This is a genomic window from Polyangium spumosum (genome assembly GCF_009649845.1).
Classification (GTDB): domain Bacteria; phylum Myxococcota_A; class Polyangia; order Polyangiales; family Polyangiaceae; genus Polyangium; species Polyangium spumosum.
This window is the reverse complement of record NZ_WJIE01000005.1, coordinates 602,980-629,677: the sequence shown is the minus strand read 5'-3', so window position 1 is coordinate 629,677 and position 26,698 is coordinate 602,980. Positions and strand designations below refer to the sequence as shown.

Genomic DNA, 26,698 nt, shown 5'->3' with positions numbered 1-26,698 from the left:
GTCAAAGGGCAACATGTCTCCGGGAAAGCTCACGCACCTCAAGATGCTCGAGGCCGAGAGCATCCACATCTTCCGCGAGGTCGTCGCGTGCTTCGAGCGGCCCGTGATGCTCTACTCGATCGGCAAGGACAGCACGGTCCTCTTGCACCTCGCGCGCAAGGCGTTCCACCCGGCGAAGCTGCCGTTTCCGCTGCTCCACGTGGACACGACGTGGAAGTTCCGGGACATGTATGCTTATCGCGACGGCTACGTGAAGGCCGAGCTCGGGGTGGACCTGCTCGTGTACACGAACGAGGAGGGCGTCCGGGCGGGCGTCTCGCCGATCACGCACGGGAGCAAGGTGCACACCGACGTGATGAAGACGCAGGCGCTCAAGCAGGCGCTCGACAGGTACGGCTTCGACGCGGCGTTCGGGGGCGCGCGGCGCGACGAGGAGAAATCCCGCGCGAAGGAGCGCGTCTTTTCGTTCCGCGACAAGAGCCACCGCTGGGACCCGAAGAACCAGCGCCCGGAGCTCTGGAACCTCTACAACACGGAGATCCACAAGGGCGAGAGCATTCGGGTGTTTCCGCTCTCGAACTGGACCGAGCTCGACGTCTGGCAGTACATCCACCAGGAAAAACTGCCGATCGTGCCGCTCTATCTCGCGAAAGAGCGCCCCGTGGTGGAGCGCGACGGCGTGCTGCTCATGGTGGACGACGAGCGGCTGCCGCTGCGCCCGGGGGAGGCGCCGCGGATGAAAAAGGTCCGGTTCCGGACGCTCGGTTGTTATCCGCTCTCGGGGGCGATCGAGAGCGAGGCGGCGACGTTGCCCGAGATCATCCAGGAGATGCTCCTCGCCCGGCAGAGCGAGCGCCAGGGCCGGCTGATCGATTTTGATCAGTCGGGGAGCATGGAAGAGAAGAAGCGCGAGGGGTACTTCTGAGATGAGCCACGAAGAGGACCTCGCCCGGACCAACATCGAGGCGTACCTCGCGCAAAACGAGCGGAAGGAGCTCCTGCGGCTCCTCACGTGCGGGAACGTCGACGACGGCAAGAGCACGCTGATCGGCAGGCTCCTGCACGACACGAAGGGCATCTACGAGGACCAGCTCGCCGCGGTGGCCAAGGACAGCAAGGTCTTCGGCACCCAGGGCGGCGCGATCGACCTCGCCCTGCTCGTCGACGGGCTGAAGAGCGAGCGCGAGCAGGGGATCACGATCGACGTCGCGTATCGGTATTTCTCGACCGCGCGGCGAAAATACATCATCGCGGACACGCCGGGCCACGAGCAATACACGCGCAACATGGCCACGGGCGCGAGCACGGCCGAGCTCGCGGTGATCTTGATCGACGCACGCAAAGGCGTGACGACGCAGACGAAGCGGCACGCGTTCCTCACGAGCCTGCTCGGGATCCAGAAGGTCGTGGTGGCCGTGAACAAGATGGACCTCGTCGGGTATTCGCGGGAGGTCTTCGAGGAGATCCGGCGCGCCTACCTCGAATTCGCGGCGCTCCTGCCGGACCGGCATCACTGGTTCCTCCCGATGAGCGCGCTCGCGGGCGACAACGTGGTCGCAAGGAGCGCGGCCATGCCGTGGTTCGAGGGCGAGCCATTGCTCGAGCTGCTCGACACGGTGCCGATCGACGAGGCGTCGAACACGGTGGATCTGCGTTTCCCCGTGCAATACGTGAACCGGCCGAGCCAGGATTTCCGCGGGTTCGCCGGGACGATCGCGTCGGGGTTGGTCCGGGTCGGCGACGAGGTCGTCTCGTTGCCGTCCGGCCGCACGAGCAAGGTCTCGCGGATCGTCACGTGGGAGGGGGACATCGCCGAGGCCGCGGCGCCGATGTCGGTGACGCTGACGCTCGAGGACGAGATCGACGCGAGCCGCGGTGATGTATTGTGTCACCCGGACAATCGGCCCGAGATCTCGACGCGGGTGCTCGCGATGCTCGTCTGGATGGACGAGCGGCCGATGGTGCCGGGGCGCGAATACTGGGTGAAGCACGGCTCGTTACGCACGCCGGGCAGCGTGACGCGGGTCGTCCATCGCGTGGACGTGAACACGCTCGAGAGGAGCGACGCGCCGGCGCTCGGGCTGAACGAGATCGGCCGCGTGGAGCTGCGCACGAGCCGGCCGCTCCTGTTCGACGCGTACACGAAGAACCGGGCGACGGGCGCGTTCATTTTGATCGACCGCGTGACGAACGGCACGGTGGGCGCCGGGATGATCGTCGAGAGCGGCGAGGGACACTGGGACGATCCGGCGCAAGGGAGGCTGACGCGGACGGAGAGCGCGGTCACGGTCGAGGAGCGCGAAAAACGTTATGGGCAGCGGCCGACGACGGTCCTGATCACGGGGCTCGCCGGGTCCGGGAAGACGGGCGTGGCGCTGGAGGTCGAGCGCAGGTTGTTCGATCTCGGCCGCGCGGTCGTCTCGATCGACGGGCAGGCGATGCGGCACGGGATGAACCGGGACCTCGGCTTCTCCGCGCAGGACCGCTCGGAGAATCTGCGCCGCTCGATGGAGGTCGCCAGGATCATGAACGAAGCGGGCCTCATCTGCGTGGCCTCGCTGGTCGCGCCGGAGGACGCGGTGCGGAGGCGGGCGCGTGATCTCGTGGGGCCGGACCGGTTTTTCCTGGTGCACCTCGCCGCGCCGCTCGAATGGTGCCGGAAGGTCGATCGGAGCGGGATTTACCGCGACGTCGCGGCGGGCAAGATCAAGGACGTGCCGGGGATCGATTTCCCGTACGATCCGCCGGAGGACGCGGACCTCGTGCTGCCGAGCCACGAAATGAGCGTGGCCGAATGCGCCGAGCGGATCGTGCGGGAGCTCGAGCGGCGGGGGCGGATCGTCTGATCACGGCATCGTGCCGGGGGTGGCTTTTCGCCGCCCCGGCCTTGCCTTATACATCCGCGCCATGTCGACCGCCGTCCTCGTCTCCTGCCACGGGACCGTCTCCCGCTCCGACGACATCCCTGCGTTCCTGAACAACATCCGCCGGGGTCGGCCCACGCCGCCCGAGCTCGTCCAGGAGGTCACGCACCGGTTCGAGGTGATCGGCGGCTCGCCGCTCATGGCCATCACCGAGGCCCAGGCGCGCGCGCTCGAGGCGCGGCTCGGCATTCCGGTGTTCGTCGCGGGCCGGCTCTGGCATCCGTATCCGAGCGAGGTCCTGCCGAGGATCGTCGAGAAGGGCGTACGTACGCTCGTCTCGCTCCCGCTCGCGCCGCAATCGGTCGACCTGTATCACGGGTCCGTCCGCGAGGCCGCCGCGAGCCACCCGGAGCTCTCGATCCGCGCCGTCCCGGCCTGGGGCATGGAGCCCGCGCTCATCGACGCGTTCGTCGAGACGATCGACGAGGCGCTCGCCGCCGTGCCCGAAGCGGAGCGCCGCGCCGTGCCGATCGTCCTCTCGGCGCACAGCCTGCCGCGACGGGTGATCGCGATGGGGGACCGGTACGAGGCGCAGTTCCGCGAAATGGCGGGCGCCGTGGCGGCGCGGCTCGAGGGGCGGGGTTTTTCCACGCGTATCGCGTTCCAGAGCCAGGGCGCGAGCGCCGAGCCGTGGCTCGGTCCGGACCTCGCCGAGACGTTCGCCGAGCTGGCGCGGACGGGCGCCACGTCCGTGCTCGTCGCGCCGATCGGGTTTCTCGCCGAGCACGTGGAGACGCTCTACGACCTCGACATCGAGGCGCCGAAGATCGCCGAAAAGGCGGGGATCGGTCGGTTCTTGCGGGCGAAGGCCGTCTGTGACCGGCCGCGGTTCGTCGACGCGCTCGAGGCCGTCGCGCGGCGCGCGCTCGAAGTGGATTGAGTCTTCGGGACAGCCACCTCGAAAACGTACATGACGAACGGCGAGGATCTTTGCGAGGATTCTCGCGCAGAGGGCTTGTCCGCCGCGCGGCTCCGCTGATAGTTCTCGATCATCACGGATCGGAGGCCGCACCACGATGGAACGTGAACGATCGCTCCTCTTCGCCCGCCCCATGTTCGTCGGCGCCGCCCTCGCCTTCGCGATGCTCGCCGGGCCCGAGGCCGCCGCGGGTGGCTCGGCGCCGCCCGATGTCCGCGTGGTCGAGGTCAAGGGCACGGATACGCCGAAGGTCGTGGCGAAGGGCGTGATCGATCAGCCGCCCGAGAAGGTGTGGCAGGTGGTGTCGGAGTGCGCGAAGTACAAGAAGCGCATGCCGCGTATCGAGGCCTCGCGGCTCGTCAAGCAGGAGGGGAACAAGCACACCTGCGAGGTGACGATCGCGATGCCGTTCCCGCTCTCGAACCTGACGGCCGTGACCGAAGCCGTGCACGAGGTGAGCGACAAGGGCATGTCGCGGCGCTGGAAGCTCGTGCGCGGGGACTACAAGTTCAACCAGGGGAGCTGGGAGGTCAAGCCACACGACGGCGGCAAGAAGAGCCTCGTCGTGTACACGGTGCACGCCGAGCCGAACACCTCCCTGCCCGGCTGGATCCGCGAAGCCGCCCAGAAGAAGGCGATCCCGGAGCTGTTCGAACGTGTCGGCGAAGAAGCGGCGAAGGTGAAGTGACGCTTTAGCTTCGCGTTCGTCCCGTCGTCGAAGCCGCCAGCAGCGCGCACCGACCGAGCAGCCCTCGTTTCGGATCGCGCAGCGCGTCCTGCTCGGGCACGTCGTCGGCGGGGGCGAGCGCGAGGAAGCGGCGCTCTTCGAGGCGCAGGAGGGCCGCGTCGAGCGCGCCGCGCGACACCTCCGGCATGTGGGCGCGCAGGGCCGTGAGCGGGATGCCGCCCGAGGCGCGGTCCGCCGACTCCAGCGCGCCGAGCGCGTCGAGGATCCGCGCCTCCGCGTAGGCGTCGGGGCCGAGCTGGCGGAGCGAGACCACGCGCTCGATGTGCGAGGCCAGGACCTCGAGGTCCGCGTCCTCCATCGTCCACACGAGGTCCGCGAGCGCGCGCGCCGTGCTCCGCGCGTGTGAGGCCGAAGGGTTCGGCGGCGTGCGCTTCGAGGCGAGGCGGGCCACGAACTGCTGCACCCGTCCCCAGATCGAAGGCGAGGAGATCGGCGGCTCGTCCGAGCCAGGGATCGGGGTTTCGTCCCCGGAGGTCTCGTCCGCGCCGAGCGTGTTTTCCCAGCCGAGGTCGGCGAAATGCGGGGCGGCGAGGGGCTGCCCGAGCTGGGTGAAGCGGGCCGAGGGTAACGTCTTCCGATCGCACCGTATTGACAGTTCGGCGAGACCGGCGAGGGCCGCGTCTTCGTCCTCCGCGTCGGCGAACGACGGGGGGAAGACGGGCGCGGCGGGCTCGTCGTCCCAGGCCGCCGTGTCGCCTTCGAATCGGCCCGCCTCGGGCCCGAGCAGCGCCATTTCCCGTTCGTCCGGGCGCATCGCGCGGGTCTTCGGGCCGTCGCTCGACGCGACGTCGTCCTCGAGAAACCCTTCCATCATGCGCCTCGTGGGTGCGTCGTGGCGGGTGTCGGGCGGATCGTCGTGGAGGAAGGGGTCGAAGGTCATGGCGCTGTACCGCGAGTTGGACGGGGCAAACCCCTGGAAGGTTTCACTGCCTTTCCGCTCCAGGCAACGAATCTCGTCCCGGCGCGTGCACTTTTTTGGTTTGGCCAGGTGCACGGCCGCGCCGATCGTGACCGGGGCGGTAAGGCAAAGGCGCCGCTGCGCACGGGCGGATGTTTTTCCCCGGCACGGCCCGGTGCTCCGAGCCACATCGGCTCGAGGGCGTCAATGCGTGGGCGGGATCACTCGGCGCAGATGTACTGCAGGGGGCAGGACTCGGCGATGGCGCAGGTGTCGCCGCACTCCTGGAAGCAGCTCAGGCACTGCTGGTAGGCCGCGTCGTTCATGCAGGCGGCCTTGGCGGTGCGTTCGAGGTCGCACTTCGTGGTGGCTTCGTCCTCCGAGTAACCGCCGCAGGCGGCGAGGGCGAGGCCAAGGAAGGAGGTGAGCACGAAGGTCTGGAAGGCGCGTCGCATGATGAACTCCTCGGTGGTGCGTTCGCCCCCTCCTACCACGAGTTGTCGCGCCGGGCGCGGGCGTTCAGGGGGTGGCGTGGCGCTCTTTGCGTGGAGGCGGGTCAAGCGACGTGGCGGCCGAGGGCGAGCTTTCCGAGCCGCTCGATGGCCGCGAGCACGGCGGGGGTCTCCGTGAGCAGCGCTGCCATCGGGTCGAAGGTGCGCGCCACGCGGCGGGGGACCGTGCGAATGTCGAAGGCGCGGGGATCGAGCGACGCGTCGACCTCGTCCCAGCCGAGCGGCGTGGAGACGCGCGCACCCTGGACGGCGCGTACGGCGTACGGGGCGACGATGGTGCGGGATGCGCCGGTTTGTCCAGTATCAACATAGACGCGAGGGCCGCGGCGCGCCTTCGAGCGCTCCATGGTGGCGATGTCCGGGTGCTCGCGGACGAGCATGTGGCCGAGCAGATCGGCGAGGGCGCGCGCCGTCTCGTAGGAGATATCGGGGCCGAGCGGGACGAAGACGTGCAGGCCGGACTGGCCGCTCGTCTTGGGAAAACCGGTGAGGCCGATCCGATCGAGCAGGTCCTTCAGCGAGCGCGCGAGGGTGAGGACATGGGAGAACGTCCCGCCGCTGATGTCGAGGTCGATGTTGAGGAAATCGGCCTGCTCGAGGTGCGGGACGCGGGAGGCGATCACGTGAATGGGGATCGCGCCGAGGCTCGCGACAAGGAGGAGGGTGGCCTCGTCGCGGATGTGGAAGACCTCCATTTCCTCCTCGCGGCCCGGCAAGCGGACGCGGAGCGTGGGCACCCAGTCGGGCAGGCCGGCGGGGACGTTCCATTGATAAAAAAACTTGCCGGTGATGCCGTCGGGGTAACGCACGAGCATCACCGGCCGGTCGCGGAGGTGCGGCAGGAGGACGGGCGCAACGGCGGCGTAATAATCGGCGATGTCGCGCTTCGTGATGCCGTCCGCGGGGAAGAGGACCTTGTCGGGGTTGCTGACGGGGATCTTGCTCGGCCCGGCCGCGGCGGCGCCCGCGTGGGCGGACTCGGCCGCGAGGCGCTCGATTTCGCTCTCCTCACGATCGGCGTGCGGCGAGGCCACGCACTCCTCGGGCGCGACGTCGTCCCGGATCCCGCGAAAAACCGGGAAGCGCAGGTTGCCCTCGTCGGTGTACCCGGAAAAACGCACGGAGACGACGAGCTCGGGCCGGACGTGGACGCGTCCGCGCGGCGCGGCGTTGTAAGCGCCCCCGGCGGTGGGTTTGTCCGTGCGCGAGGGGTCGAGGCGCGCGAGCAGGGCCTCGATGGAATCGGCGTCGAGGCCGCTGCCGACCTTGCCGCGGTAGCGGAGCTCGCCGGCCTCGAAGGCGGCGACGTCGAGCGCGCCGAGCCGGGCGCGGGCGCCTTCGCCGAGGGTATACCCCACGACCACGAAATCGTCGTCGCGCTCGCACTTGAGCTTGATCCAGTCGTACGAACGCGCGGGGCCGGGGCGATAGGGGGCGTCGCGCCGCTTGGCGACGAGGCCTTCCATCCGGCGCTCGCGGCAGAAATCGAGGAGCATCGTGGGGTCGCCCTCGATCATGTCGAGGGAGCGAATCTCGCCGGGCGCGCGGACGAGGTGATGGAGGAGCTCTTTGCGGGCGTGGAGGGGGAGGCGGCGCAGGTCGCGGTCGCCGATGGCGAGCAGGTCGAAGACCACGTAAAGGACGGGGAGCCGGACCTCGGCGCGGCGGATGTCGGCGCCCCTCGCGAGGTGGATGCGCTGGGCGAGGCGCTGGAAGCTCGGCTGCCCGGCCTGGTCGAGGGCGATGAGCTCGCCGTCGAGGACGAGGCGGGCGGCGGGGAGTTTGTGCACGGCGCGCGCGACCTCGGGATAGACACGCGAGACGTCGCGGAGGGTGCGCGACTGGAGGAGGACGTCCGAGCCGTTTTTCCGGGCAATGCAGCGGACGCCGTCCAGCTTGAGCTCGAAGACGTAGTCCGAGCCGAGCGAGCCCTTCGGGGCGGGGCAGGCGCGCATGGGGACCATGTTCGTCTCGATGGAACCCGTGGGGGCGCCGAGGGCCTCGGCGCGGGAGAGGAGCTCGCCCTCGATGTCCTTCGCGTGGCCGAGCTCGGCGACGTCGAGGCCGGAGAGGACGGAGCGAGGTTTTTCCTGGACGATGTCGCGGCCGGGATCCGCGAAGGCGTCGTGTTTCTTGAAGAGGAGCCAGTCTTTCTCGGAGTCCTTCAGGCGGACCAGGAGGAAGCGGCCGTGGAGCTTGTGGCCCGAGAGCTCGAACTCGAGTTTGCCCTTGCGTAACTGTTCTTCGGCAGGTTCGCCCAGGTACCGGACGCTACCGGTGTCCCAGGCGATCATGGGGCCGGCACCGTAATTGCCCTCGGGGATGACGTCCTCGAAATGCAGATATTCGATCGGGTGCGGCTCGGTGCGGACGGCGAGGCGGCGCTCGCCCGGATGGAGCGTGGGGCCCTTCGGCACGGAGAAACTCTCGAGCGCGCCGCCCACCTCGAGGCGCAGGTCGTAATGGCGGCGGCGAGCGTCGTGCAGGTGCACGACGTACGCGCCCTCCGTCGTCTCGCCGGGCGAGCCGGCGGGGGCGGCGAAGGGCTCGGGCGTTTGCCCGGGATCACGCTTTTTCCGGTACGCGTCGAGCTTCGCTGATCCGTCCACAGGGTCCTCCGGCATCGTCCACGACCTTTGCAAGGATCGACGCGCATGGCTGCGCGATCCACGGGCACGGGGACCATCTCGTTTGGCCTGGTTTCCATTCCGGTCAAGATGTACACGGCCACGTCTTCCCACGGCGTCGGTTTCCACATGCTTCACAAGAAATGCGGGACCCGCGTCAAACAACAGCTGTACTGTCCGTACGACCGCGAGGTGATCGAGCGATCGGACACGATGCGGGGCTTCGAGTACGCGCGGGAGCAATACGTCGAGGTGACGGACGAGGACCTCGACGCGGTGCGCGCCGAGCGGACGGAGCGGATCGACATCGTCGAGTTCGTCCCGGCAGAGACCGTCGACCTGCTTTACGTCGACAAGACGAATTACCTCGGCCCGGACAAGGGCGGCGGACGGGCGTACAAGCTGCTCGCCGACGCGATGGCGCGGACGAAGAAGATGGCGGTGGGCCGGTATGGCGCCCGCGGCAAGGATCAGCTCGTCCTTTTGCGGCCATACAAGGGCGGGCTCATCATGCACCAGGTGTATTACGCGGACGAGGTGCGGCCGTTCGAGGAGGTCGCGCCGGCGGCGAAGGTGGAGTTCCGGCCGCAGGAGGAGGATCTCGCGGACCGGCTCATCGGCGAGCTGTCGGCGGACGCGTTCCACCCGGAGAATTTCCACGACCAATATCAAGATCGGCTGACGGGCCTCATCGAGAAGAAGGTGGCAGGGCAGGAGATCTCGCTGCCGCCGGCCGAGCCGCAGGCGCAGATCATCGATCTGTTCGAGGCGCTCAAGCAGAGCCTGGCCGGAAAGAAGGAGGAGAAGCCCGCCCCCGCCGCCGAGGAGGCGCCGGCCGAGGAGGAGGGACCGCGGCCGGCGTTGAAGAAGGCCGCGCCGAGGCGCGCGCCGCGCGAGCGCGTGCGGAAAGCAGGATAAAGAAGCCGAGCAGCGTCGTCCGCGGGCGGGCTCCGTGGTAAAAGCGCCGGATCATGGGCTCCGATCCGGACAAACCCGCCCCTCCGACGAACATGTCCCTGGGCCGCTTGCTCGGGCTCGCTCGCCCGGAGGTCGCCCGGCTCGCGGCCGGGACCTTGTTCCTCGTCATCGGGACGCTGATGGGCCTGCTCGTGCCGCAGGCGTTCCGGGTGATCCTGGACCGCGCGGTGGGCAAGGCGGACGGGTTCTGGACGATCGATCGGGCGGCCCTGGCGCTGGTCGCGCTGGCGGCCGTGCAGGCGACGACGACGGCGCTGCGGTTCGTGCTTTTCACGAGCGCGGGCGAGCGGGTGGTGACGCGCCTCCGGCGTGATCTGTTCGAGCACCTGCTCGCGCAGGAGATCGCCTTTTTCGACGAGCGCAAGACGGGCGAGCTCACGAGCCGACTCGCCGCGGATACCACGCTCGTGCAAAACGCGGTGAGCGTGAACATCTCGATGGGCCTGCGTTTCGCGGCGCAGGTGCTCGGCGGCGTCGGTTTCCTCGTGTACACGTCGCCCATTCTCACGGCGGTGATGCTCGGGGTGGTACCGCCGGTGGCGCTCGGGGCCGTCGCGTATGGGCGCCGCGTGCGCAAGCTGTCGCGGGAGGCGCAGGACGCGCTCGCCCGGGCGAACGAGGTCGCCGAGGAGACGATCGCGGGCATCCGGACGGTGCGGGCGTTCGCCGCGGAGAGGACGGAGGCGAATCGATACACGTCGGCGGTATGGGACGCGTTCGCGGTGGTATGGCGGCGCATCGTGACGAGCTCGGTCTTCATGAGCGTCTCGTCGTTCGCGGCGTTCGCGGCGCTCGCGCTGGTGTTGTGGTACGGCGGGCGGCTCGTCGCGCAGGGCGAGATGACGCCCGGCGGCCTGACGTCGTTCCTGATTTACACGTTGATGGTGGCGTTTTCGCTGGGCGGGATGAGCGAGCTCTGGGCGGACCTGATGCGGGCGTCGGGCGCGGCGGAGCGGGTGTTCGAGCTGATCGATCGCCCGCCCGCGATTCCGCTCGCCGAGGGCGCGCGGCCCGAGGTGGTGGAGGGCGGAATCGAGCTCTCGAAGGTGAGCTTCGTTTATCCATCGCGAAAGGATCTTCCTGTGCTGCGGGGCCTCGACCTCACGATCGCGCCGGGCGAGGTGGTGGCGCTCGTGGGCCCGTCGGGCTCGGGGAAATCGACGATCGCGGCCTTGCTCTTGCGCCTGTACGATCCGAGCGAGGGGCGGATCACGCTCGACGGGAAGGACCTGCGGGAGCTCTCGCCGGAATGGCTGCGGCGCAACGTGGGGGTGGTGTCGCAAGAGCCGATGCTGTTTTCTTGCAGCGTGGCGGACAACATTCGGTATGGCAGGACAACCGCGACGGAGGCCGAGGTGGAGGCGGCGGCGCGGGCGGCGAACGCGCACGAGTTCGTTTCGAAGTTCCCGGAGGGATACGCGACGCTGGTGGGCGAGCGAGGGGTGAAGCTCTCCGGGGGGCAGAAGCAGAGGGTGGCGATCGCGCGCGCGGTGCTGAAAGATCCGCGGATCCTGGTGCTGGACGAGGCGACGAGCGCGCTCGACGCGGAGAGCGAGCACCTCGTGAAAGAGGCGCTCGACCGATTGATGCGAGGCCGGACGACGCTGATCATCGCGCACCGATTGTCGACGGTGATGGGGGCGGACCGGGTGGTGGTGATCGAGGACGGCAAGATCGTGCAGAGCGGGGATCACGCGACGCTGATGCAGCAGGGCGGGCTGTATCGGAGGCTCGTGGAGCGGCAGCTCGAAGGGGGGCGCGAAGGCGGCGTGACGGGCGAGCGCGTCGGGGCGGCGGTCAACGTATTGGCGCTGGTCTCGACGACCGAAGGGGCGCAGGTTCTTTGAGCCGCAACCGTCGAGCCGTGGTAACTTGAGCGATCATGCCCGGGTGGGAGCTCCACGACGGCGAGAAGACGATCGGTCCGATGAGCGAGGAGGCCGTGCTCTGGGCCATCAAGCGCGGCTTGCCCTCGGCGACGCGCGTGCGGCCGGAGGGGCTGGAGACGTGGATTGCGCTCGACGATCACCCCGCGTTCGCGGACGAGCTCGTGGCGCGGAGCGCGCGAGGCAAGGACATGCCGCGCCGCGGAAAGTGGCTCGCATATACGCGGATGGAGCTCGTGCGGGTCGCCGTGGCGGTCGCCTCCGTGGTGGTCGCGGTGGTGGCTTATGGCCATGTCGCGGAGAACAAGGACGGGCTGGTGCGTGAGATCGAGGATCGATGGCGCGCAGGCACGGGCGCGGCGAGTGCGAGCGCGGAGCCGGCGCCCGCCGAGGCGCCGAGCGCGGCGGAGCCTGGCGCGATCGAGGAGGCGATCGAGGAGGCGATCGAGGCGGCGAACGCCGCGAACCTTTCCACGAGCGAGCGCGTGAAGCTGGCGAGCGCGGCGCTCGCGGGCCCGGCGATGGAGGCGCGCGTGGCGGTTTGCAAGGCGCGGGCGCTGCTCGAGACGCTGCCGGCGGCGGAGAAACGAAAGCCCGAGGCGGCGCGGGCGCTCGCGCTGCTCTCGTCGAAGGAGCTGCCGCTCCTGCGCGCCGATCAGGCCGAGTTCGAGAAGACACGCGGCGTGCTCTGCGGGGACGGTACGAAGCCGAAGGATTGTCCCTGCCACGGAGCGCATGAGGCGTGTTGCGTGTTGCACAAAGGCGTGGCGCGGTGTGAGCCATTGCCCACGCGGATTCGTTGTCCCTAGAGGACGATTTCACGCAACTGCCGCGGGGGTCGCGTCGATGGAGGGGCATGACGCGAGGATGGTTGCTGGGAATCGGGCTTCTGGGGTTGTCGGCGTGTCGGCAGGATGAACCGTTGGAGGTGAAACAGATTTCTTCCGAAGCCGAGATGTGGTATGTCGTGGGGTTTGGCGTGGGCGGGGAGGTCCAGGTCTTCGACGCGGCGACGGGGGCCGTGACGAGCGCGGCGGAAGGGGGCGGAGGGACGCCGCGGGACGTGACCGTGGCGCCGGACGGCTCGCGGTTATGGGTGCTCGAGGAGAACGAGGACGCGTCGGGCGGGGAGATCCGGGTGTGTCCCCTGCACGAGGGCGCGGTGGGGGCGTGCGCGCACGCGGCCTGGGTGGATGGGGGCGCGGCGCTCTTCGCGACGAACGAGGGGCTCTGGGTGTTCGAGCAGGCGACGTACGGCCCCCGGTGGAAGGTGCTGCGGGAAGGGAAGATCGCAAAAGGGGCCTATGCGCCGCGGCCCGCTTCGGCGTGGAGGGAGGGGGAGCGGATCGAGGTGCTGTCGTACGGCGTGAACGACGACACATTGATGCGGGTGTCGGGGACGCTGGCGGGCGACGAGGTGATCGTGACGGTCGGACAGACCCTTGGAGCTCCAAGCATCGAGCCGCCGACGGCCCGATTCGTGCCCACGTCGAGCGAGGCGGGGCTGCTCTGGGACGTCGCGGGCGGTGATCTCGCAGTGCGCCGAGTGAATGCGGCGGGCGCGGGGCAGGCCGAGGTGCTCGGGGTCGGGCCGGGGATCGAGCGGATCGAGGCGGCGGAGGTGCTCGGCGGGGCGGCGCTCGTGCTGTCGACGAATACGTTGTGGATCGCGACGCTCGGTGAGGAGGACGTGGTCCTCGGCGTGACCGAGGTGGGGCTCGAGGGGCGGGTTCGTCGCGCAGGTACGTTTTTCTCGCGTGATCTCTGCGTGGCCGGGGACCGGGCGCTCGTCGCGACCGACCAGGGCGTTCACGCAATCGTGGTGGAAAAGGGCGGCGGGTCTGCCTTCCTCGACGAAGGGTTCGAGGGTGGCCTGCTGCGAGGTCCCCTCACGGCTCTGCGCAGGGCCGATTGACGCGCCGCGTGCCACGGAGATGACACGAAAAACGTCGTGTCATTCGGGGGGAAAACCTGTACCTTCGACCCGTGGCCTCCTCGCGAACCTTCATCCTTTGGGCTCTTGGGTTGGTCTCGGTGGTCGGTTGCTCGAACGAGCAAGTGCCCACGCCGAGCAATCCCCTGCCGGTGGACGTTGATGGAGGCATGGGAGGCATGGGGGGAGCGGGCGGCGACGCGGGGATGGGCGGCGCCGGGGGCGCGGGCGGAATGGGCGGCGCCGGCGGAACGGGCGGCGCGGGCGGAATGGGCGGAGCCGGGGGCACCGGCGGCGGCGGCGGGCATGCGCCGGTCGTGACCGATTGCGTGGCCGAGGTGGGCCCGCCCGAGGTGACGAAGGTCGGGATGCCCGGGAAGCTGCGGCTCGTCGGGTGCGTGGTCACCCCGGACAAGGCATTCGCGGGGGAGGTGCTCATCGAGAGCGACACGCTGACGTGCGTGGGCGCGTCGTGCGCGGACGCGCCGGGCGCCGCGGACGCGACGGTCGTCGAGACGAACGGGATCATCCTGCCGGGGATGATCGACACGCACAACCACATCCTGTTCGACATGTTCGACGAGTCGGACTGGAGCCCCTCGAAGCCGTACGGCAACCACAACCAGTGGCCGAACGAGCCGCGTTACCAGGCGATGGTCGACGCGAAGCAATACATGAACGGCGAGGGGACGCCGAACCTCGACCCGGGCTTCGGCTGCGAGATGAACAAGTACGGCGAGATGAAGGGCCTCGTCGCCGGGACGACGAGCATCGCGGGCGCGGCGAACCCGATCGACAAGACGTGTTATGGTTCGCTCGCCAGGACGATCGATCAAAAGAGCAACGACCTCGGCGCGGACAAGGTGCAGGTCTCCGTGCTCTTCCCGCCTTCGAGCGGCGATTCCGTGTGCGCGAATTTCGCCAGCGACAAGACCGACGCGTTCGTCGTGCATTGCGGCGAGGGCGTGGACGAGACGGCGAGGAAACAGTTCACGACGCTCGGGACGGCGACGACGCCGGACGGCTGCCTCTACGCGCCCGAGACGACGATCGTGCACGGGACCGCGTTCGGGGAGGCGGAGTTCACGAAGATGGCCGACGTGGGCATGAGCCTCGTGTGGTCGCCGCGCTCGAACGTGTTCCTCTACGGCGGCGGGACGGACCTCACGAAGACGACGAACGTGCCCTTGGCCATGTCGCTGGGCATCAACGTGGCGCTCGCGCCGGATTGGTCGCTCGGGGGCAGCCAGAACCTGCTCGATGAATTGCGCTTCGCCGACAGGGTGGACAACGAGGCGTTCGGGGACGTGCTCTCGCCGTTGATGCTGGTCCAGATGGTGACGGTGAATGCGGCGAAGGCGCTGGGGCTCTCGGACGTGCTCGGTTCACTCGAGGTCGGGAAAAAGGCGGACGTGACGGTGATCGCGGGCGACGGGAGCGTGCCGTTCGAGTCGGTGCTCGCGGCGAGGCCGAGGGACGTGTCGCTCGTCGTGGTGAACGGGGTGCCGCTTTATGGAGACGCGGCGCTCGTGGCGCTCGGGCCCGCGGCGCCGGGCTGCGAGGCGCTCGAGATTTGCGGGGCGACGAAGTTCGCCTGCGTGGCGGAGACGGGCGGCACGGCGACGAACAAGTTCGGGCAGACCTGGGCCGAGATCACGCAGATCCTGACGTCGGAGCTCGTGGCGTACGACGAGATGAACCTGTCGGAGTGGGATTTCGCGCCGCTCGCGCCTCTCGTGAAATGCGAGTGATCGTTCAGGCCGTCTTGCGGAAGACGAGGCAGTGATTGTTGGCGGGCATGGGCACGGTCTCCTCGCGGACGAACCCCCATTGCGACGCGAGGCGGTCGAGGTCGTCGACGTCCCGCACGCCGTAGGACGGGTCCATTTCGCGTAACGAGGCGTCGAAGGCCTCGTTGCTCGGCGCGGTGAACGCGCCGGAGAAACGATAAGGGCCGTAGGTGAAGAGCACGCCGCCCGGGGGGAGGATACGCGCGGCGCCGCGGAAGAGGCCCTCGCACGCTCGAAAGGGGGCGATGTGAATCATGTTGATGCAGACGACGGCGTCGGCGCGGGTGACGGGCCAGGTGTCCTCGGCGGCGTCGAGCCGCAAGGGGCCGAGGAAGTTCGGCAGGTCGAGCTCGGCGCGGTAGGCCTCGATGCTGGTGATCGCGGCGGGGTCGGGGTCGGTCGGCTGAAAGGTGACGCCGGGCAGGTGGGCCGCGAAGTGCGCGGCGTGCTGGCCCGAGCCGCTGGCGATTTCGAGGGTGAATGCTCCATCCGGGAGGACGCGCTGGAGGACGTCCAGGATGGGCTCGCGATTTCTCTCGGCTGCGGGGGCGCGTCGCTTCATGAGGGCCTCTCCGTGGTGTATCTTGGCCTCCGTGGAGCTTAGCAAGATGCGCGCTTGGAAGGCAAAAACAGTCTTCGGGCTCGGGATCCTCGTGGCCCCGTCCCTGGGCTGTCAGGTCGTGGGCGGGCTGCGGAGCGAGCTCTCGCTCGACGAGGATCCGGGCAGCCTGCCGCCGCGGGATCCGCTCGTGTGGGAGGCGACCGATCCCGGGCCGGAGATGATGTACACGACGCCGGAATGGCTGGAGTATTTCAACAGGACCGAGGCGCCGCGCACGTCGCAGGTTGGTCCCGGTACATTACGGCTCGGATACCTGAAGGGCGAGGCGAGGCCACGAAACGTGGGAATGGGCTGGGGTCTCGTCATGGAGACGGAGCGGACGAACCTGAACCCGTACAGCGATTGGGGAGGGGCCGGCTGGCAAACGTTGCCCATGAGCCCGATGATCGTCGAGCCCGGGGCGCCCGACCCTGCGGGCGGGGCGGGAGGCGTGCGCCTGCGGTCCGAGGGGAGCCAGATCGCGCCCTTCATCGTCGTGGAGGGCGGCCAGGTCGCGTCGGCCTGGGTGATGGGGACGGGCGGCGAGGCGCCGTATGCGTATTTCGGTTATGGGGATTCGTCGTTCGTGAGCGTCGACGCGGGCGCGTGGGAGCGGTACGACGTGAAGAGAGCCGCGAGTGATCAGGGGAATCTGTACATCGTCACGGATTCGATCGGGGACGCGCCGGCGATCATGGGCCCGACGGAGTTCGTCGTCTTCGGGGCGCAGGTGGAGGTCGGGACGTACCCTTCGAGCTTCATCCCCACGAATGGGGCGCCGGTGAACCGGGACGCGGATCGGCTGAACGTCGACCTGGAGGATTTCGCGCCGTCGGGTTATTTCGACGTGACGATCCGGTACGCGCCGCATTACGCGTCGAGCGAGCAGACGGTGGTGCACGACCTCGTGGCCGTGGAGGACGACAACGTGTTTCTCCGGATGAACCCGGGCGGGACGTTGACGCTGCTCGAGGTGGGATCGACGGATAGCCTGGTCATCGAGGGGCTCGAATGGTCGCGCGAGCAGGCGCTCGAGGTGCGGGCGCGATACCTGCCGAACGGGCGGGAGATCTCGATAAAGGGAGCGACGAAGGGGGACGGGTCGGTGCGGAAGATCGGGCCGGTTTCGCCGATCGGGGAGGATTCGAGGGCGTGGTTGCTCGGGGACAATGACGGGCCGCAGGAGAGCGTGGACCTGCGGTATCTGGAGATCCGATGAGCCGGGAACGTGGCCTTCCCTACTCCCGGAAGGCTCGCGTGAGCCCTCCGGAAGGTGGTGGGTGACCGCCGGGAGGCTCGCGCGAGCCTCCGGAAGGTGGTGGGTACCCGCCGGGAGGCTCGCGCGAGCCTCCGGACGGTCGGTAGGTACCCGCCGGGAGGCTCGCGTGAGCCTCCGGAAGGTGGCAGGTGCTCGCCTTTGAGATGAAGCCAACCTCCGGCGGTCGGTAGGTATCCGCCGGGAGGCTCGCGTGAGCCTCCGGGGCGTCACCGCAAATACAACCAGAGCCAGCTCCCCGCCCCGAAGAGCACGCCCGTCCCGAGGAGCACGCCGAACCCGCCGAGGAAGACCCATTGCCCGCGTCGCTTCTCCTGCACGAGCCCCCACGCGATTGCGAAGAGGTGCGAGAGGACGAACACCACGCCCGCGGGCCAGGCGACGAGGCGGACGACGAGCTGGCCCATCAACTCGGTGTCGTGCTCGATCCGCGAGAGGCGCTCGAAATGCAGGTGGATCGTGACGGGCATCGAGGCGACCGCCCACACGAAGGCGAGCGGGTAGCCGAAGAAATGGCCGACGGCGAGGCGCTCGAGGAAGAGGCGGATACGAAAACGAGGCGGGGCGGGCGCGTTCACCGGGCGGCAGGGAGCTTTCTGTAACGCGAAAAGAGGGCCGATTGGCGGTTCGCGAGGTCGACCTTCTTGCCACGAATGACGACGGCGAGCGGGCGCGAGGCGATCTCCAGCGGGTCGCCGGACCAGACCACGAGATTGGCGACCTTGCCCGGGGCGAGCGTGCCGTATTTCGCGCCGAGCCCATAAGCCTCGGCCGGCGCGCGCGTGATCGCCGCGATCGCCGCCGCGTGCGGCAATCCGGCGCGGACGGCGTTGCCGGCGACCTGGCGGAGCTTGCGCGCATTGTGGGTGTCGTTCGTGGTGATGACGACGGAGACGCCCGCGGCGTGGAGGAGCGCGGCATTGTCGTCGCGCGTGCCGAGGGTGTCGAAGCTCGTGGGCCCGGGTTCGAGGGGATTGACCATCACCGAGACCTTCGATTCCGCGAGGCGCGAGGCGACCTTCCACGCCTCGGCGCCACCCGCGATGACGGGGCGGAGGCCAAACTCCTTCGCGAGCGCGACGGCGGCGAGGATGTCGGCGGCGCGATCGACGTGGAAGACGACGGGGATCCGGCCGGCGAGGGCGAGCGTGATCGATTCGAGGTCGAGCCGGCTCGCCGCGAAGGGGCGGCTCTGGTTGCGCTCCCAGGCGGCGCGGTTTTTCTGGAACGTACGGGCGTCGTCGAAGACCTCACGCGCGAGGAGCAAGGCCGAAGCCGGGCCGCCGCGGTCACCGTCGAGGCCGCCGTCGAGGTGGACGTGGATCGCGAGCGGGCCTTGCGCGAGGGCCGCCTCGCGGGTGTCGCCGTCGAGGTCGGCCCAGGCGGATTGTCCGGAAAAAAGGCCACCCACGGGGACGACGCCGGCAGACGTGACGCCCTCGGCGCGCGTGATACCGACGACGGTGGAGGCGGGGTTGTAGCCGTCGGCGGCGCGGAAGGCGGCGCGAATGGGGTCCTTGCCGCCACGATTGTCGTGGTGCGTGCCCTCTTCGAGCGAGACCTCGACGAGGCCGACGGCCGTGAGCGCGTCGACGAAGCCAGGCGTGACGATGGCGCCCTTGGCGTCGATCGTGGGGATACCCGCAGGGACGGCGAGGCCTTTGCCGATTTTCTGGACGAGGCCATTGTCGAGGAGGATCGTGGCCTCTTCGAGGACCTCGCCCGTGCCCGTGTGGACGCGCCCGCCGACGATCGCCATCGGCGCGGCGGCGGCCGGATCCGCGGCCTTCGCGGGCGCCGGCGCGGGGCGCGGCTGCGCGAGGGCGCCCGTGGAGATCGTCAGGGCGAAGAGGGAAACGACGAGGGCATGGCGGATCACGGCGCACCTCCGGGCAAAAGGGTCGTGGGGCGGCCCGTGGGCTGGCCGAGCTCGAAATCGCTCCAGGGTGGGCGCTTTTTGCCTTTTTCGTACACGGTGGCGCCGTCGATCCAGACCTGCTCGGCCGAGGCATACACCGAGAAGGGATGGTGATCCCAGAGCACGACGTCCGCGTCCTTGCCGACCTCGAGCGTGCCGACACGTTTTTCGATGCCGAGGGCCCAGGCGGGGTTCGCGGTGAGCCAGCGAATGGCGTCCTCGTCCGTGAGGCGCATCCCGGCGCGCCGGCCGCTGGCGAGCGCCTTGCTCGCCTCCTGGTTCATGCGCTGGATGCCCTCGGGCGAGTCGGTGTGCACGATCGGAATGCCGCCCGATTCGTGGACGAGCGCGACGTTCTCGGGGATGCCGTCATACGCCTCCATCTTGAAGCCCCACCAGTCGGCCCAGGTGGAGACGGAGACGCGCTTCTGCGCGAGGATGTCGCGGATCTTGTAGGCCTCGAGCGCGTGGTGAAAGCTCTTCACCTCGAAGCCGACCTCGTCGGCGAGCGCGAGCATGGCGAGCATGTCGTCCGCGCGATAACAATGGACGTGCACGAGGACCTTGCCGCGCAGGGCGCCGATGAGCGTCTCCTTGGCCGGGTCGCGCGGGGGCGGGGCGCCGGGTTCGCTCGGCTTCGGGGGGTCGAGGGGTTTGTCCCAGCCCTTTTGCCATTCGGCGCAGGCGGCGAGGTACGGGTCGTCCGCGCATTGCGCCTGTTGTTTCTTGCGGGACAGGGCCTCGGCCTCGTGGGCGGCGCGCTTTTTCTGGTCCTCGGCGACGCGGTTCGCCTCGGCGACGCGATATCGTTGCCAGTCCTCTTCGTGTTTTTTCGCTTCGAGGAAGGCCTTGCGTTGCATGGCGAGGTTGCCCATGCGCGTGCCGGGCATGCTCTTGCGCGCCATGCCGTAGGTGCGCTTGGGGTTCTCGCCGCAGGCCATCTTGAGGCCGTCGGGCGCGCCGGGGAAATGCATCTGCCGGGGCGAGAGGGCAGGGCGGAGCTTCAAGGTGACGGCGCGGCCGCCGACGAGGTTCGCCGAGCCAGGCAAGATCTGGAGCGTGGTCACGCCGCCCGCGACCGCCCGCTCGATGGCCGGATCCTGCGGCCAGAAGCCGTCGACGGTCTGGACGTCGGGCGTGACGGGAGAGCTCGCCTCGTTGCCGTCGAGGTGCGCGACGGCGCCCGGCATGGGGTAGACGCCGAGGTGCGAGTGCGTGTCGATGATGCCCGGCGTGACGAACTTGCCCGCGGCGTCGAGGACCCGCGCGCCCTCGGGCGGCGCGAGCTCCCCCTCGGAGACCGCGGCGATCTTGCCGTCACGAAGGAGAATGCTGCCACGCGGGATCGTCTTGCCCGTGGCGAGCCAGAGCGTCGCGTTGCGAATGAGGACAGGGGGCGCCGCCGCCGCGGGCGTCTCCGTGCCCGCGGCCGTGGAGACGCCGGCCTCCCAGGGGAAGGGGACCTCGGGCGGAGGCGGATCGGCCTTCGCGGCGGTGCTCGGAGGCGCGGAGGTCGAGGAGGAGACACAAGCAGGCAGAGCGACGAGGAGCGGCGAGAGGAGCCAAAACGCGCGGCGAGGCAACATCGGCGCGGACGGTATCACACAGGGACGAACGTGCGGGGCGCACGGAATCGCGCGGCGCCGCGGGATCACGCCGCGGGGGCATTCTCCAGCGACACGGCCGGGCGGCGCGCGACGATGAGGACGTTCGAGAAGGGCGTCGAGCCCCAGGCCGGCAGGACGTCGCAGCGGAATCCGCGCGCTTCGAGGAGCTCGGTGATGCTACGCGCGGGCCGGAAACGAACACGCTCGCCGCGGTTGAAGCGCAGGGTGGTGAAGATTTTTTCCTCGAGCAAGGTGGCGAAGCTGCGGAAGCCGCGCTCGGTGTCGGCCTCGCGCACGAGGAGGCGGCCTCCCGGCTTCACGTGGTCGGCGGCGCAGCGGAGGATCGCGTCCTGCTCTTCGATCGTGAAGTAGTGCAGGAGGTCGATGAGCAGGACGGTGTCGGCGGGCGTGGCCTCGAAGCGGCGCGCGTCCTCGCGGGCGAACGTGGCCGGCGCGGGCGCGTCTCCGTCGGGCCGCGTCGCGGCGGCGCGGCGCGCGGCTTCGATCTTGGCCTCGTCCCAGTCGAGCCCGTGGGCGCGGCGGGCGCGGCCGAGCGCGAGCAGGAGGATCGGGAGCTGGCCGCGGCCCGTGCCGATGTCGAGCACGTCGCCGAGCGCGCCGTCGTGGTCGCCCTCGATGTCGGCGATGAGGCGCGCGACCGGGTCGAGCGAGAGCTTGATGCGGACGTAGTGAAAGAGGCTCTTGTCGGCCGCCGAGGGGCTGTCGGGGGCGGCGTACCGCGAGGCGACGCGCTCGGCGGCGACGATCCAGGGAGGCGCGTCGTCGGGGAGGCGATAGGGCGGCAGCGCGCCGGACGCGGGGCGGATCGCGCGCTTGGCGAGGACGAAGCCGAAGGTGAGGGCAAAGCCGGCGGCGGCGAGGGCGAGGCCAACGAGAGGAGCGCCGACGAGCATGAAGCCGGCGAAGTCGGCGAGGGCGCCGTAGCCGGCCTCGATCGGATGGTCGAGGCGGAGCCACGCGCCGGTGCGCAGGCGGGCGCCGGCCTGGATCTCCGCGGTGAGGAGGAAGGGGGCGAAGAAGGGGTTCGAGACGTTCGCCGCGGCGTACGCGAGCACGGCGTGGAGGCGGAGCTTCAGGCAGACGACGAGGACGAGCAGGAGGTGGAAGCCGAAGACGGGCAGCGCGCCGATGAACAGGCCGACGGCGACGGCGGCGCCGAGCCGCGCGGGAGAGAGGTCCTCGCCTTGGAGGTCGCGGAAGGCGCGGCGGAGTTCTTCGCGCCAGAGGGAGAAGGTGGCCAATTACGTTGGAGTTTGTGCTCCTTCGCGGGAGCGGCTCTGCTGCTTGGCCGCGCGCGCGTTGCGCTGGGCCTCGACGAGGCGAAGGTACATCTTCGCGCTCTTGTTGTCCGGGTCGACCGAGAGCGCCGAGCGGAAGCAGGCGACGGCCTGATCGGCGCTGCCGAGCGCGAGCATGGTGAGGCCGAGCAGGACGTGGGCCGGCGCGTACTTCGGGTTCGCCTCGATGGCCGCGGTGTAACACTCGCGGGCGAGGGCGTGGTTGCCCTGGTCGCGGTAGAGGGTGCCGAGGCGCGTCTGGAGGTCCGGGAAACGCGGGCAGAGGTCGACGGCGCGGCGCAGCTCGGCGATGGCGTCGCGCGGGCTGCCGGCGTCGAGGTAGGCCTGCGCCAGGTCCGCGTGCATGTTGGCGATTTTGCCCCGCACGAAGGGATCGTTCGTGGTGCCCGTGTTCTCCGACTGGATGCGGCGATAGACCTCGCGCGCCGACTCGTAGTCGCCGAGGTCGGCGTGGGTGACCGCGAGGTTCATGAGGGCCTCGGTGTAAGCCGGGTTGATCCGCGCGGCGTTCGCGAAGTGGAAACGCGCGCCCACGAGATCCCCGCGATCGTGGAGGATCACGCCCAGCATGTCGTGCACGTCGGCGAGCTCGCCATGGAGCGCGAGCGCTTGTCTCAGGGCGGGCTCGGCGCGGTCGTAATCCCGTCGTTGGTAGTGCTCGCGCGCGACGCGGAGCAGATCCTTGAGGCGCTCATCCATGCGCCGAAGCTTACGTCGGCCGAGCCAACTCGGCGACGCACCCCGGCGAAAAAAGCCTACGTTTTCCAACACTTCGACCGAGGCGGATGGGATCGCCCCGGCATGCACGTAGCGGTTGCCGCCTCCGTCTGCTCGGGGTACGTGCATCCCGTGGCGGACGTCCCGGAGCCGATCATCCCCGTCGAGGAGCGCTCCCGAGCGCCCGAGCTCGACGACCTGCACGACGCGTCGCCCGAGCCGGGAGGGAGCGTCACGGACGCTTCGAGATCGCGGCTGGTCGTGCCGCTGCGAAGGCGCGAGGCCGAGGGCCCGCCGGCCGCGCCACGAGGCCCGCTCTCGGGGCTCGGGGGCAGCGCAGGGGCGCCGCTCTCGTCGGGGCTCGAAGGCCCCGCGGCCCGGCCTTTACCGCCCCGCGCGCATGCAGGCGTGCACCTCACGCCGCGCATGACGGCGATCTTCGGCAGCCTGTTCGGCCTCGCGACGGTGACGTCGATCATCGCGCTCTTGATCCAGGTGGTGCCGCCGCGCAACGAGCGCGCGCTCATCGCGGGCGCCGCGCTCTCGAACCAGGCCTCGACGCCGGAGAACACGGACGCGGCGAAGGCGCAGCCGCAGAAGCGCAAGCGCGAGCCGATCCCGGGGCCGTGGCGGCTGTCGGAGCTCGCGAAGGATCCGTCGGTGCAGATCCTGTCGGGGACGATCGATCGGCAGAGCTTCGTGGCAGCGCTCGCGAGCAAGGACGTCCCGAAGGCCCAGACCTACCGGATCATGAAGGCCTTCGAGGGGACGCGGAAGTTCGACAAGTGCGGCCGCAAGGACAAGTTCTTCGTGGCGCTCGACCGCGCGACGAAGAAGGTCCGCGCCTTCGAATTCGAGGTCTCGCCGCTCGAGGTCTACCAGGCGCGCGAGGACCAGACCGGCCTCCTCGTCGGCACGCGGCTCGACATGAAGGTCGCCGAGGCCGAGGTCACGGGCGCGTTTTACGTGGGCAAGGATCTCGTCGCGGCGTACCAGTTCGGCGGCCTCGAAGACGGGATCATCGACACGATCGACGACGCGCTCGGCGGGCGCATCTCGTCGGAGGCGTTCGAGGAGGGCTCCACCGTGCGGGTGATCGCGGTGGAGGAGACCGCGCTCGGGCTCTTCGCGCGGTACAAGAAGATCGTCGCGCTCGAGTACAGGCCGGCCGATCCCGCGGAGAAGCCGATCCGCGTCTACGCCTTCCACGGCCAGGAGGCGCGTGGTTACTGGGACGATCGCGGCAAGCAGCCGTACTCGGGAGGCTGGCGCATGCCGTGCCCGGGCGCGCCGGTGACGTCGCACTTCAACCCGAAGCGGAAGCACCCCGTGCTGAAGAAGGTGATGCCGCACAACGGCACGGACTTCGGCGCGCCGATGGGGACGCCGGTGTACTCGGCCTACAAAGGCACGGTCGACTGGGTGGGGCCCGCGGGTCCGAGCGGGAACCTGGTGACGATCATGCACCCGAACGGCATCCAGACGGGCTACGCGCACCTCTCGCGTTTCGCGCCGAGCATCAAGATCGGCATGAAGATCGGCGTGCACCAGCTCGTGGGTTACGTCGGCTCGACGGGCCGATCGACGGGCCCGCACCTGCACTTCAGCGCGAAGAAGGACGGCAAGTTCTTCGACGCCTTGACGCTGCAGATGGACGGCGAGCGTGTGCTGCCGCCGATGGATCGCGCCGCGTTCCTGGAGGCGAAGGCCGAGCTCGATCGGCGCCTCGACGCGATCCCGCTCCCCGAGCCTCCGCCCGAGAAGCCCGCGCCTGCGCCCGTGGCCGCGCCCTCGCCGGCGGCGAGCGCCGCGCCTGCGGCAGAAGGGGCGCCCGAGGCTCCGCAAGCGCCGCAGCCGGCCGGGGATCCGGCGGCGATCCAGCCGTCGGGCTCCGTCGAGGCGACGGGCGACGACGATGATGAAGGCGGCGGCATCCCGATCCCCGCGCCGCTCTTGAAGGACCTGCCCATGGGGCCGTCGTCGGCGACGCCGATCGCGGGCCCCGGGAAGAAGGCTCCGTCCGCGCCCGCGCCCGAGGCGCCCCCGGATGATCCGGACGAGGACGCCGAGGCGCATTGAGCAGGCCGCGGGGGATCGTTTGAACAGCAAGGAATCGGCGAAGCCAGTGCAGATCGCGCGGGCGGGTGAGTGTCTCCTCGAGGTGGAGGAGCCCGACCTCGTGATCTACCGCCTCGGTGGGGTCGTGGACGGGGCACAGCTCCGGGCGCTACGCGCGGCCGAGGGGCAGTGGAACGCGGGCAAACCCTACCTGCTCGTCCTCATCGACATCTCTCGACAGAAGGGCTCGACCATGGACGCGCGCAAGGCGTCCACGGAGCCCGCGCAGGGGACGCCGTTCCGGGCGCTCGCCGTGTGTGGCGGCAGCCGGTACGCGCGGGTGCTCACGGACCTCGTCATGCGCGCGATACGCGCGATCACCCGGACCGAGTTGAGGCTCGGGTACTTCGACGACGAGACGAGCGGTCGGGCCTGGCTCGACGGGCAGCGCGCGGAGCTCGAAGCGAAGGCGCGCTGATCGGGCGGGGGACAAAACACCAAAAGCCCCTGTCCTTCCCGTGAAGGCGGAGAGGGGCTTCTGGAGATCGAGCTTGGAGCGATCAGCGCTTCGAGTACTGGAAGCGCTTGCGGGCGCCCGGCTGACCGTACTTCTTGCGCTCCTTCTTGCGCGCGTCGCGCGTCAAGAAGCCCGCGCGCTTCAGCGAAGCGCGGCGCTCGGGGTCGGCGAGGCAGAGGGCGCGCGCGATGCCGTGGCGCATGGCCTCGGCCTGGGCGCTGTGTCCGCCGCCGGCCACCGTGGCCTGCACGTCGTACTGGTCGACGAGCTCGAGGAGCTCGAGCGACTGGCGCATGATCATCTGGTTGGTCTCGCGCACGAAGTAGTCGTTCGCGCCGCGAGCGTTCACCGAGATCTTGCCGGAGCCCGGCGAGATCCACACGCGCGCGACGGCCGTCTTGCGCTTACCGGTTGCGTAGATGCGATTGTTCTCGGGCATGGATCGGCCTCAGTTCACGCAAGGGGCTGCGGCTTCTGCGCCGCATGGGGATGATCCGGTCCGGCGTACACCTTGAGCTTCGTGATGAGCTCGCGACCGAGGATGTTCTTCGGGAGCATGCCCTTGACCGCCTTGACGATCGGCAGCTCGGGCTTGCGCTCGAGCAGGTGACCGTACGCCTCGGTCCGGAAACCTCCCGGTTCACCGCTGTGCCGGACGTACTGCTTCTGCTCCAGCTTGCGCCCCGTGAGCACCACCTTCTGGGCGTTCACGATGATCACGAAATCCCCCGTATCGACGTGGGGCGTGAACGTGGGCTTGTTCTTGCCACGCAGGATGGTCGCGACTTGCGAGGCGAGGCGGCCGAGGGTCTTACCCTCCGCATCGATCACCCACCACTTACGATCTGCGTGCGCTTGCGCAGGCTTGGCGCTGTACGACTTGGGGACAGGATTCATCGCTCGGACTCCGAGGGACACCGGCTTGCTGAAAGGGGCGCAACTTCTACAGGCGCAGTCGCGGTCTGTCAAGGATCGACGAGGTCAAAACCGCATCGGATCGTTCGTGATCCACCCGTCCTCACGTGGGCGGCCCACCTCTCGCGTGTGTAAAAGGGGCCGCGTCGTCGCGCAAGCCGCCCTCAAACGACCGCGGGACCCACAAAGCAGGAAAGGGCCTGCCCGGTGGCAGACCCTTTCTGTTTCAGCTTCGGCGGAGAGGGAGGGATTCGAACCCTCGGTACGTTTCCGTACACACGATTTCCAGTCGTGCACCTTCGACCACTCGGTCACCTCTCCAGGCGCTTTCATGGAAGCGCGCCGAGGGCTGGGAGCCGTCGACGCGCTTTCATGGTCACGCTGGTCTGTGCGGAGAGAGCGGGATTCGAACCCGCGGTACCCGTGAGGGTACACCTGATTTCGAATCAGGCACCTTCGGCCTCTCGGTCACCTCTCCGCGGCGGAAGATGGCAAAAGGCGGCCGGCTGGTCAAGCTTCGTCCGTCCTTGCCAACGAAGAAATAACCAGCGTAAG

Annotated in this window: 23 protein-coding genes and 2 tRNA genes; 12 read left to right on the top strand and 13 right to left on the bottom strand. The window is 69.3% G+C overall.

Features of this window, described 5'->3' with window-relative positions; genetic code table 11:
* Window positions 1-13: 13 nt before the first annotated feature.
* From cysD to GF068_RS19975, 4 genes are all read left to right on the top strand, one after another.
* The gene (cysD, locus tag GF068_RS19990) at window positions 14-925 is read left to right on the top strand and encodes a sulfate adenylyltransferase subunit CysD (RefSeq protein WP_153820998.1); all 912 of its coding nucleotides are present in this window, start codon (window positions 14-16) and stop codon (window positions 923-925) included.
* Between the two features lies 1 nt (window position 926).
* On the top strand, window positions 927-2,846 hold the full coding sequence (gene cysN, locus GF068_RS19985; RefSeq protein ID WP_153820997.1) for a sulfate adenylyltransferase subunit CysN: 1,920 nt from the start codon (window positions 927-929) through the stop codon (window positions 2,844-2,846).
* A 61-nt stretch (window positions 2,847-2,907) separates the two neighbouring features.
* A complete protein-coding gene (gene hemH, locus GF068_RS19980) occupies window positions 2,908-3,804 on the top strand; it encodes a ferrochelatase (RefSeq protein ID WP_153820996.1) in 897 nt (298 codons plus the stop codon).
* A gap of 136 nt (window positions 3,805-3,940) precedes the next feature.
* Entirely contained in the window at window positions 3,941-4,531 is a 591-nt protein-coding gene (locus tag GF068_RS19975) for an SRPBCC family protein (protein WP_153820995.1), read from the top strand.
* Window positions 4,532-4,535: 4 nt separating this feature from the next.
* Here GF068_RS19975 and GF068_RS19970 read toward each other — a convergent pair whose 3' ends face one another.
* The 3 genes from GF068_RS19970 to ligD form a co-directional block, all read right to left on the bottom strand.
* Window positions 4,536-5,471 carry a hypothetical protein gene (locus GF068_RS19970; RefSeq protein WP_153820994.1) on the bottom strand — a complete coding sequence of 312 codons (936 nt, stop codon included), beginning with the start codon at window positions 5,469-5,471 and terminating at the stop codon, window positions 4,536-4,538.
* Window positions 5,472-5,710: 239 nt separating this feature from the next.
* On the bottom strand, window positions 5,711-5,944 hold the full coding sequence (locus GF068_RS19965; RefSeq protein ID WP_153820993.1) for a hypothetical protein: 234 nt from the start codon (window positions 5,942-5,944) through the stop codon (window positions 5,711-5,713).
* 101 nt (window positions 5,945-6,045) lie between these two features.
* Window positions 6,046-8,625, bottom strand: coding sequence for a DNA ligase D (gene ligD / locus GF068_RS19960; RefSeq protein ID WP_153820992.1), 2,580 nt, complete (start codon window positions 8,623-8,625; stop codon window positions 6,046-6,048).
* A 30-nt stretch (window positions 8,626-8,655) separates the two neighbouring features.
* Here ligD and ku point away from each other — a divergent pair, with 30 nt between their 5' ends.
* From ku to GF068_RS19935, 5 genes are all read left to right on the top strand, one after another.
* The gene (gene ku, locus GF068_RS19955) at window positions 8,656-9,546 is read left to right on the top strand and encodes a non-homologous end joining protein Ku (RefSeq protein WP_153820991.1); all 891 of its coding nucleotides are present in this window, start codon (window positions 8,656-8,658) and stop codon (window positions 9,544-9,546) included.
* A 53-nt stretch (window positions 9,547-9,599) separates the two neighbouring features.
* Window positions 9,600-11,453 (top strand): ABC transporter ATP-binding protein, encoded by a 1,854-nt coding sequence (locus tag GF068_RS19950; RefSeq protein WP_153820990.1) that lies wholly within the window; start codon window positions 9,600-9,602, stop codon window positions 11,451-11,453.
* Between the two features lie 35 nt (window positions 11,454-11,488).
* Window positions 11,489-12,301 (top strand): DUF4339 domain-containing protein, encoded by an 813-nt coding sequence (locus tag GF068_RS19945; protein ID WP_153820989.1) that lies wholly within the window; start codon window positions 11,489-11,491, stop codon window positions 12,299-12,301.
* Between the two features lie 119 nt (window positions 12,302-12,420).
* A complete protein-coding gene (locus GF068_RS19940; RefSeq protein WP_153820988.1) occupies window positions 12,421-13,407 on the top strand; it encodes a hypothetical protein in 987 nt (328 codons plus the stop codon).
* 197 nt (window positions 13,408-13,604) lie between these two features.
* Window positions 13,605-15,176, top strand: a complete 1,572-nt coding sequence (locus GF068_RS19935) for an amidohydrolase family protein (RefSeq protein ID WP_206079502.1) — start codon at window positions 13,605-13,607, stop codon at window positions 15,174-15,176.
* 4 nt (window positions 15,177-15,180) lie between these two features.
* Here GF068_RS19935 and GF068_RS19930 read toward each other — a convergent pair whose 3' ends face one another.
* Entirely contained in the window at window positions 15,181-15,777 is a 597-nt protein-coding gene (locus GF068_RS19930; RefSeq protein ID WP_153820986.1) for a DUF938 domain-containing protein, read from the bottom strand.
* Between the two features lie 46 nt (window positions 15,778-15,823).
* Between GF068_RS19930 and GF068_RS19925 the strand changes: the two genes are divergently transcribed.
* Window positions 15,824-17,035, top strand: coding sequence for a phage head spike fiber domain-containing protein (locus GF068_RS19925; protein WP_153820985.1), 1,212 nt, complete (start codon window positions 15,824-15,826; stop codon window positions 17,033-17,035).
* 266 nt (window positions 17,036-17,301) lie between these two features.
* On the opposite strand, the gene GF068_RS19920 is transcribed toward GF068_RS19925, so the two are convergent.
* From GF068_RS19920 to GF068_RS19900, 5 genes are all read right to left on the bottom strand, one after another.
* Window positions 17,302-17,670, bottom strand: a complete 369-nt coding sequence (locus GF068_RS19920) for a hypothetical protein (RefSeq protein WP_153820984.1) — start codon at window positions 17,668-17,670, stop codon at window positions 17,302-17,304.
* Entirely contained in the window at window positions 17,667-18,971 is a 1,305-nt protein-coding gene (locus GF068_RS46320) for an amidohydrolase family protein (protein ID WP_153820983.1), read from the bottom strand. Before GF068_RS46320 ends, GF068_RS19920 begins: the two co-directional genes overlap by 4 nt.
* Window positions 18,968-20,596 carry an amidohydrolase gene (locus GF068_RS44300; RefSeq protein ID WP_206079501.1) on the bottom strand — a complete coding sequence of 543 codons (1,629 nt, stop codon included), beginning with the start codon at window positions 20,594-20,596 and terminating at the stop codon, window positions 18,968-18,970. The genes GF068_RS46320 and GF068_RS44300 overlap by 4 nt, the downstream gene beginning before the upstream one ends.
* Before the next feature lie 65 nt (window positions 20,597-20,661).
* Window positions 20,662-21,879 (bottom strand): DUF2062 domain-containing protein, encoded by a 1,218-nt coding sequence (locus GF068_RS19905; RefSeq protein ID WP_153820982.1) that lies wholly within the window; start codon window positions 21,877-21,879, stop codon window positions 20,662-20,664.
* Window positions 21,880-22,635 carry a tetratricopeptide repeat protein gene (locus tag GF068_RS19900; protein WP_153820981.1) on the bottom strand — a complete coding sequence of 252 codons (756 nt, stop codon included), beginning with the start codon at window positions 22,633-22,635 and terminating at the stop codon, window positions 21,880-21,882.
* Window positions 22,636-22,737: 102 nt separating this feature from the next.
* Between GF068_RS19900 and GF068_RS19895 the strand changes: the two genes are divergently transcribed.
* Together GF068_RS19895 and GF068_RS19890 are read left to right on the top strand one after the other, a co-directional pair.
* The gene (locus GF068_RS19895; RefSeq protein WP_206079500.1) at window positions 22,738-24,732 is read left to right on the top strand and encodes a M23 family metallopeptidase; all 1,995 of its coding nucleotides are present in this window, start codon (window positions 22,738-22,740) and stop codon (window positions 24,730-24,732) included.
* Window positions 24,701-25,189, top strand: coding sequence for a hypothetical protein (locus GF068_RS19890; protein WP_153820980.1), 489 nt, complete (start codon window positions 24,701-24,703; stop codon window positions 25,187-25,189). Before GF068_RS19895 ends, GF068_RS19890 begins: the two co-directional genes overlap by 32 nt.
* An 82-nt stretch (window positions 25,190-25,271) precedes the next feature.
* Here GF068_RS19890 and rpsI read toward each other — a convergent pair whose 3' ends face one another.
* The 4 genes from rpsI to GF068_RS19870 all read right to left on the bottom strand — a co-directional run bounded on the left by rpsI (window position 25,272) and on the right by GF068_RS19870 (window position 26,621).
* Window positions 25,272-25,667 carry a 30S ribosomal protein S9 gene (gene rpsI / locus GF068_RS19885; RefSeq protein WP_153820979.1) on the bottom strand — a complete coding sequence of 132 codons (396 nt, stop codon included), beginning with the start codon at window positions 25,665-25,667 and terminating at the stop codon, window positions 25,272-25,274.
* A 14-nt stretch (window positions 25,668-25,681) separates the two neighbouring features.
* Window positions 25,682-26,125: a 50S ribosomal protein L13 gene (rplM, locus tag GF068_RS19880; protein ID WP_153820978.1), complete on the bottom strand. Its 444-nt coding sequence runs from the start codon at window positions 26,123-26,125 to the stop codon at window positions 25,682-25,684.
* A 254-nt stretch (window positions 26,126-26,379) separates the two neighbouring features.
* A tRNA-Ser gene (locus tag GF068_RS19875) sits at window positions 26,380-26,464 on the bottom strand.
* A gap of 70 nt (window positions 26,465-26,534) precedes the next feature.
* Window positions 26,535-26,621 (bottom strand) — tRNA-Ser (locus GF068_RS19870).
* Between the last annotated feature and the right edge of the window lie 77 nt (window positions 26,622-26,698).

Coding starts and splice junctions, on each gene's coding strand:
- cysD (WP_153820998.1), top strand. CDS start 14: ATGTCTCCGGGAAAGCTCACGCACCTCAAGATGCTCGAGGCCGAGAGC.
- cysN (WP_153820997.1), top strand. CDS start 927: ATGAGCCACGAAGAGGACCTCGCCCGGACCAACATCGAGGCGTACCTC.
- hemH (WP_153820996.1), top strand. CDS start 2,908: ATGTCGACCGCCGTCCTCGTCTCCTGCCACGGGACCGTCTCCCGCTCC.
- GF068_RS19975 (WP_153820995.1), top strand. CDS start 3,941: ATGGAACGTGAACGATCGCTCCTCTTCGCCCGCCCCATGTTCGTCGGC.
- GF068_RS19970 (WP_153820994.1), bottom strand. CDS start 5,471: ATGACCTTCGACCCCTTCCTCCACGACGATCCGCCCGACACCCGCCAC.
- GF068_RS19965 (WP_153820993.1), bottom strand. CDS start 5,944: ATGCGACGCGCCTTCCAGACCTTCGTGCTCACCTCCTTCCTTGGCCTC.
- ligD (WP_153820992.1), bottom strand. CDS start 8,625: ATGCCGGAGGACCCTGTGGACGGATCAGCGAAGCTCGACGCGTACCGG.
- ku (WP_153820991.1), top strand. CDS start 8,656: ATGGCTGCGCGATCCACGGGCACGGGGACCATCTCGTTTGGCCTGGTT.
- GF068_RS19950 (WP_153820990.1), top strand. CDS start 9,600: ATGGGCTCCGATCCGGACAAACCCGCCCCTCCGACGAACATGTCCCTG.
- GF068_RS19945 (WP_153820989.1), top strand. CDS start 11,489: ATGCCCGGGTGGGAGCTCCACGACGGCGAGAAGACGATCGGTCCGATG.
- GF068_RS19935 (WP_206079502.1), top strand. CDS start 13,605: ATGGGGGGAGCGGGCGGCGACGCGGGGATGGGCGGCGCCGGGGGCGCG.
- GF068_RS19930 (WP_153820986.1), bottom strand. CDS start 15,777: ATGAAGCGACGCGCCCCCGCAGCCGAGAGAAATCGCGAGCCCATCCTG.
- GF068_RS19925 (WP_153820985.1), top strand. CDS start 15,824: ATGCGCGCTTGGAAGGCAAAAACAGTCTTCGGGCTCGGGATCCTCGTG.
- GF068_RS44300 (WP_206079501.1), bottom strand. CDS start 20,596: ATGTTGCCTCGCCGCGCGTTTTGGCTCCTCTCGCCGCTCCTCGTCGCT.
- GF068_RS19900 (WP_153820981.1), bottom strand. CDS start 22,635: ATGGATGAGCGCCTCAAGGATCTGCTCCGCGTCGCGCGCGAGCACTAC.
- GF068_RS19895 (WP_206079500.1), top strand. CDS start 22,738: ATGCACGTAGCGGTTGCCGCCTCCGTCTGCTCGGGGTACGTGCATCCC.
- GF068_RS19890 (WP_153820980.1), top strand. CDS start 24,701: ATGATCCGGACGAGGACGCCGAGGCGCATTGAGCAGGCCGCGGGGGAT.
- rpsI (WP_153820979.1), bottom strand. CDS start 25,667: ATGCCCGAGAACAATCGCATCTACGCAACCGGTAAGCGCAAGACGGCC.
- rplM (WP_153820978.1), bottom strand. CDS start 26,125: ATGAATCCTGTCCCCAAGTCGTACAGCGCCAAGCCTGCGCAAGCGCAC.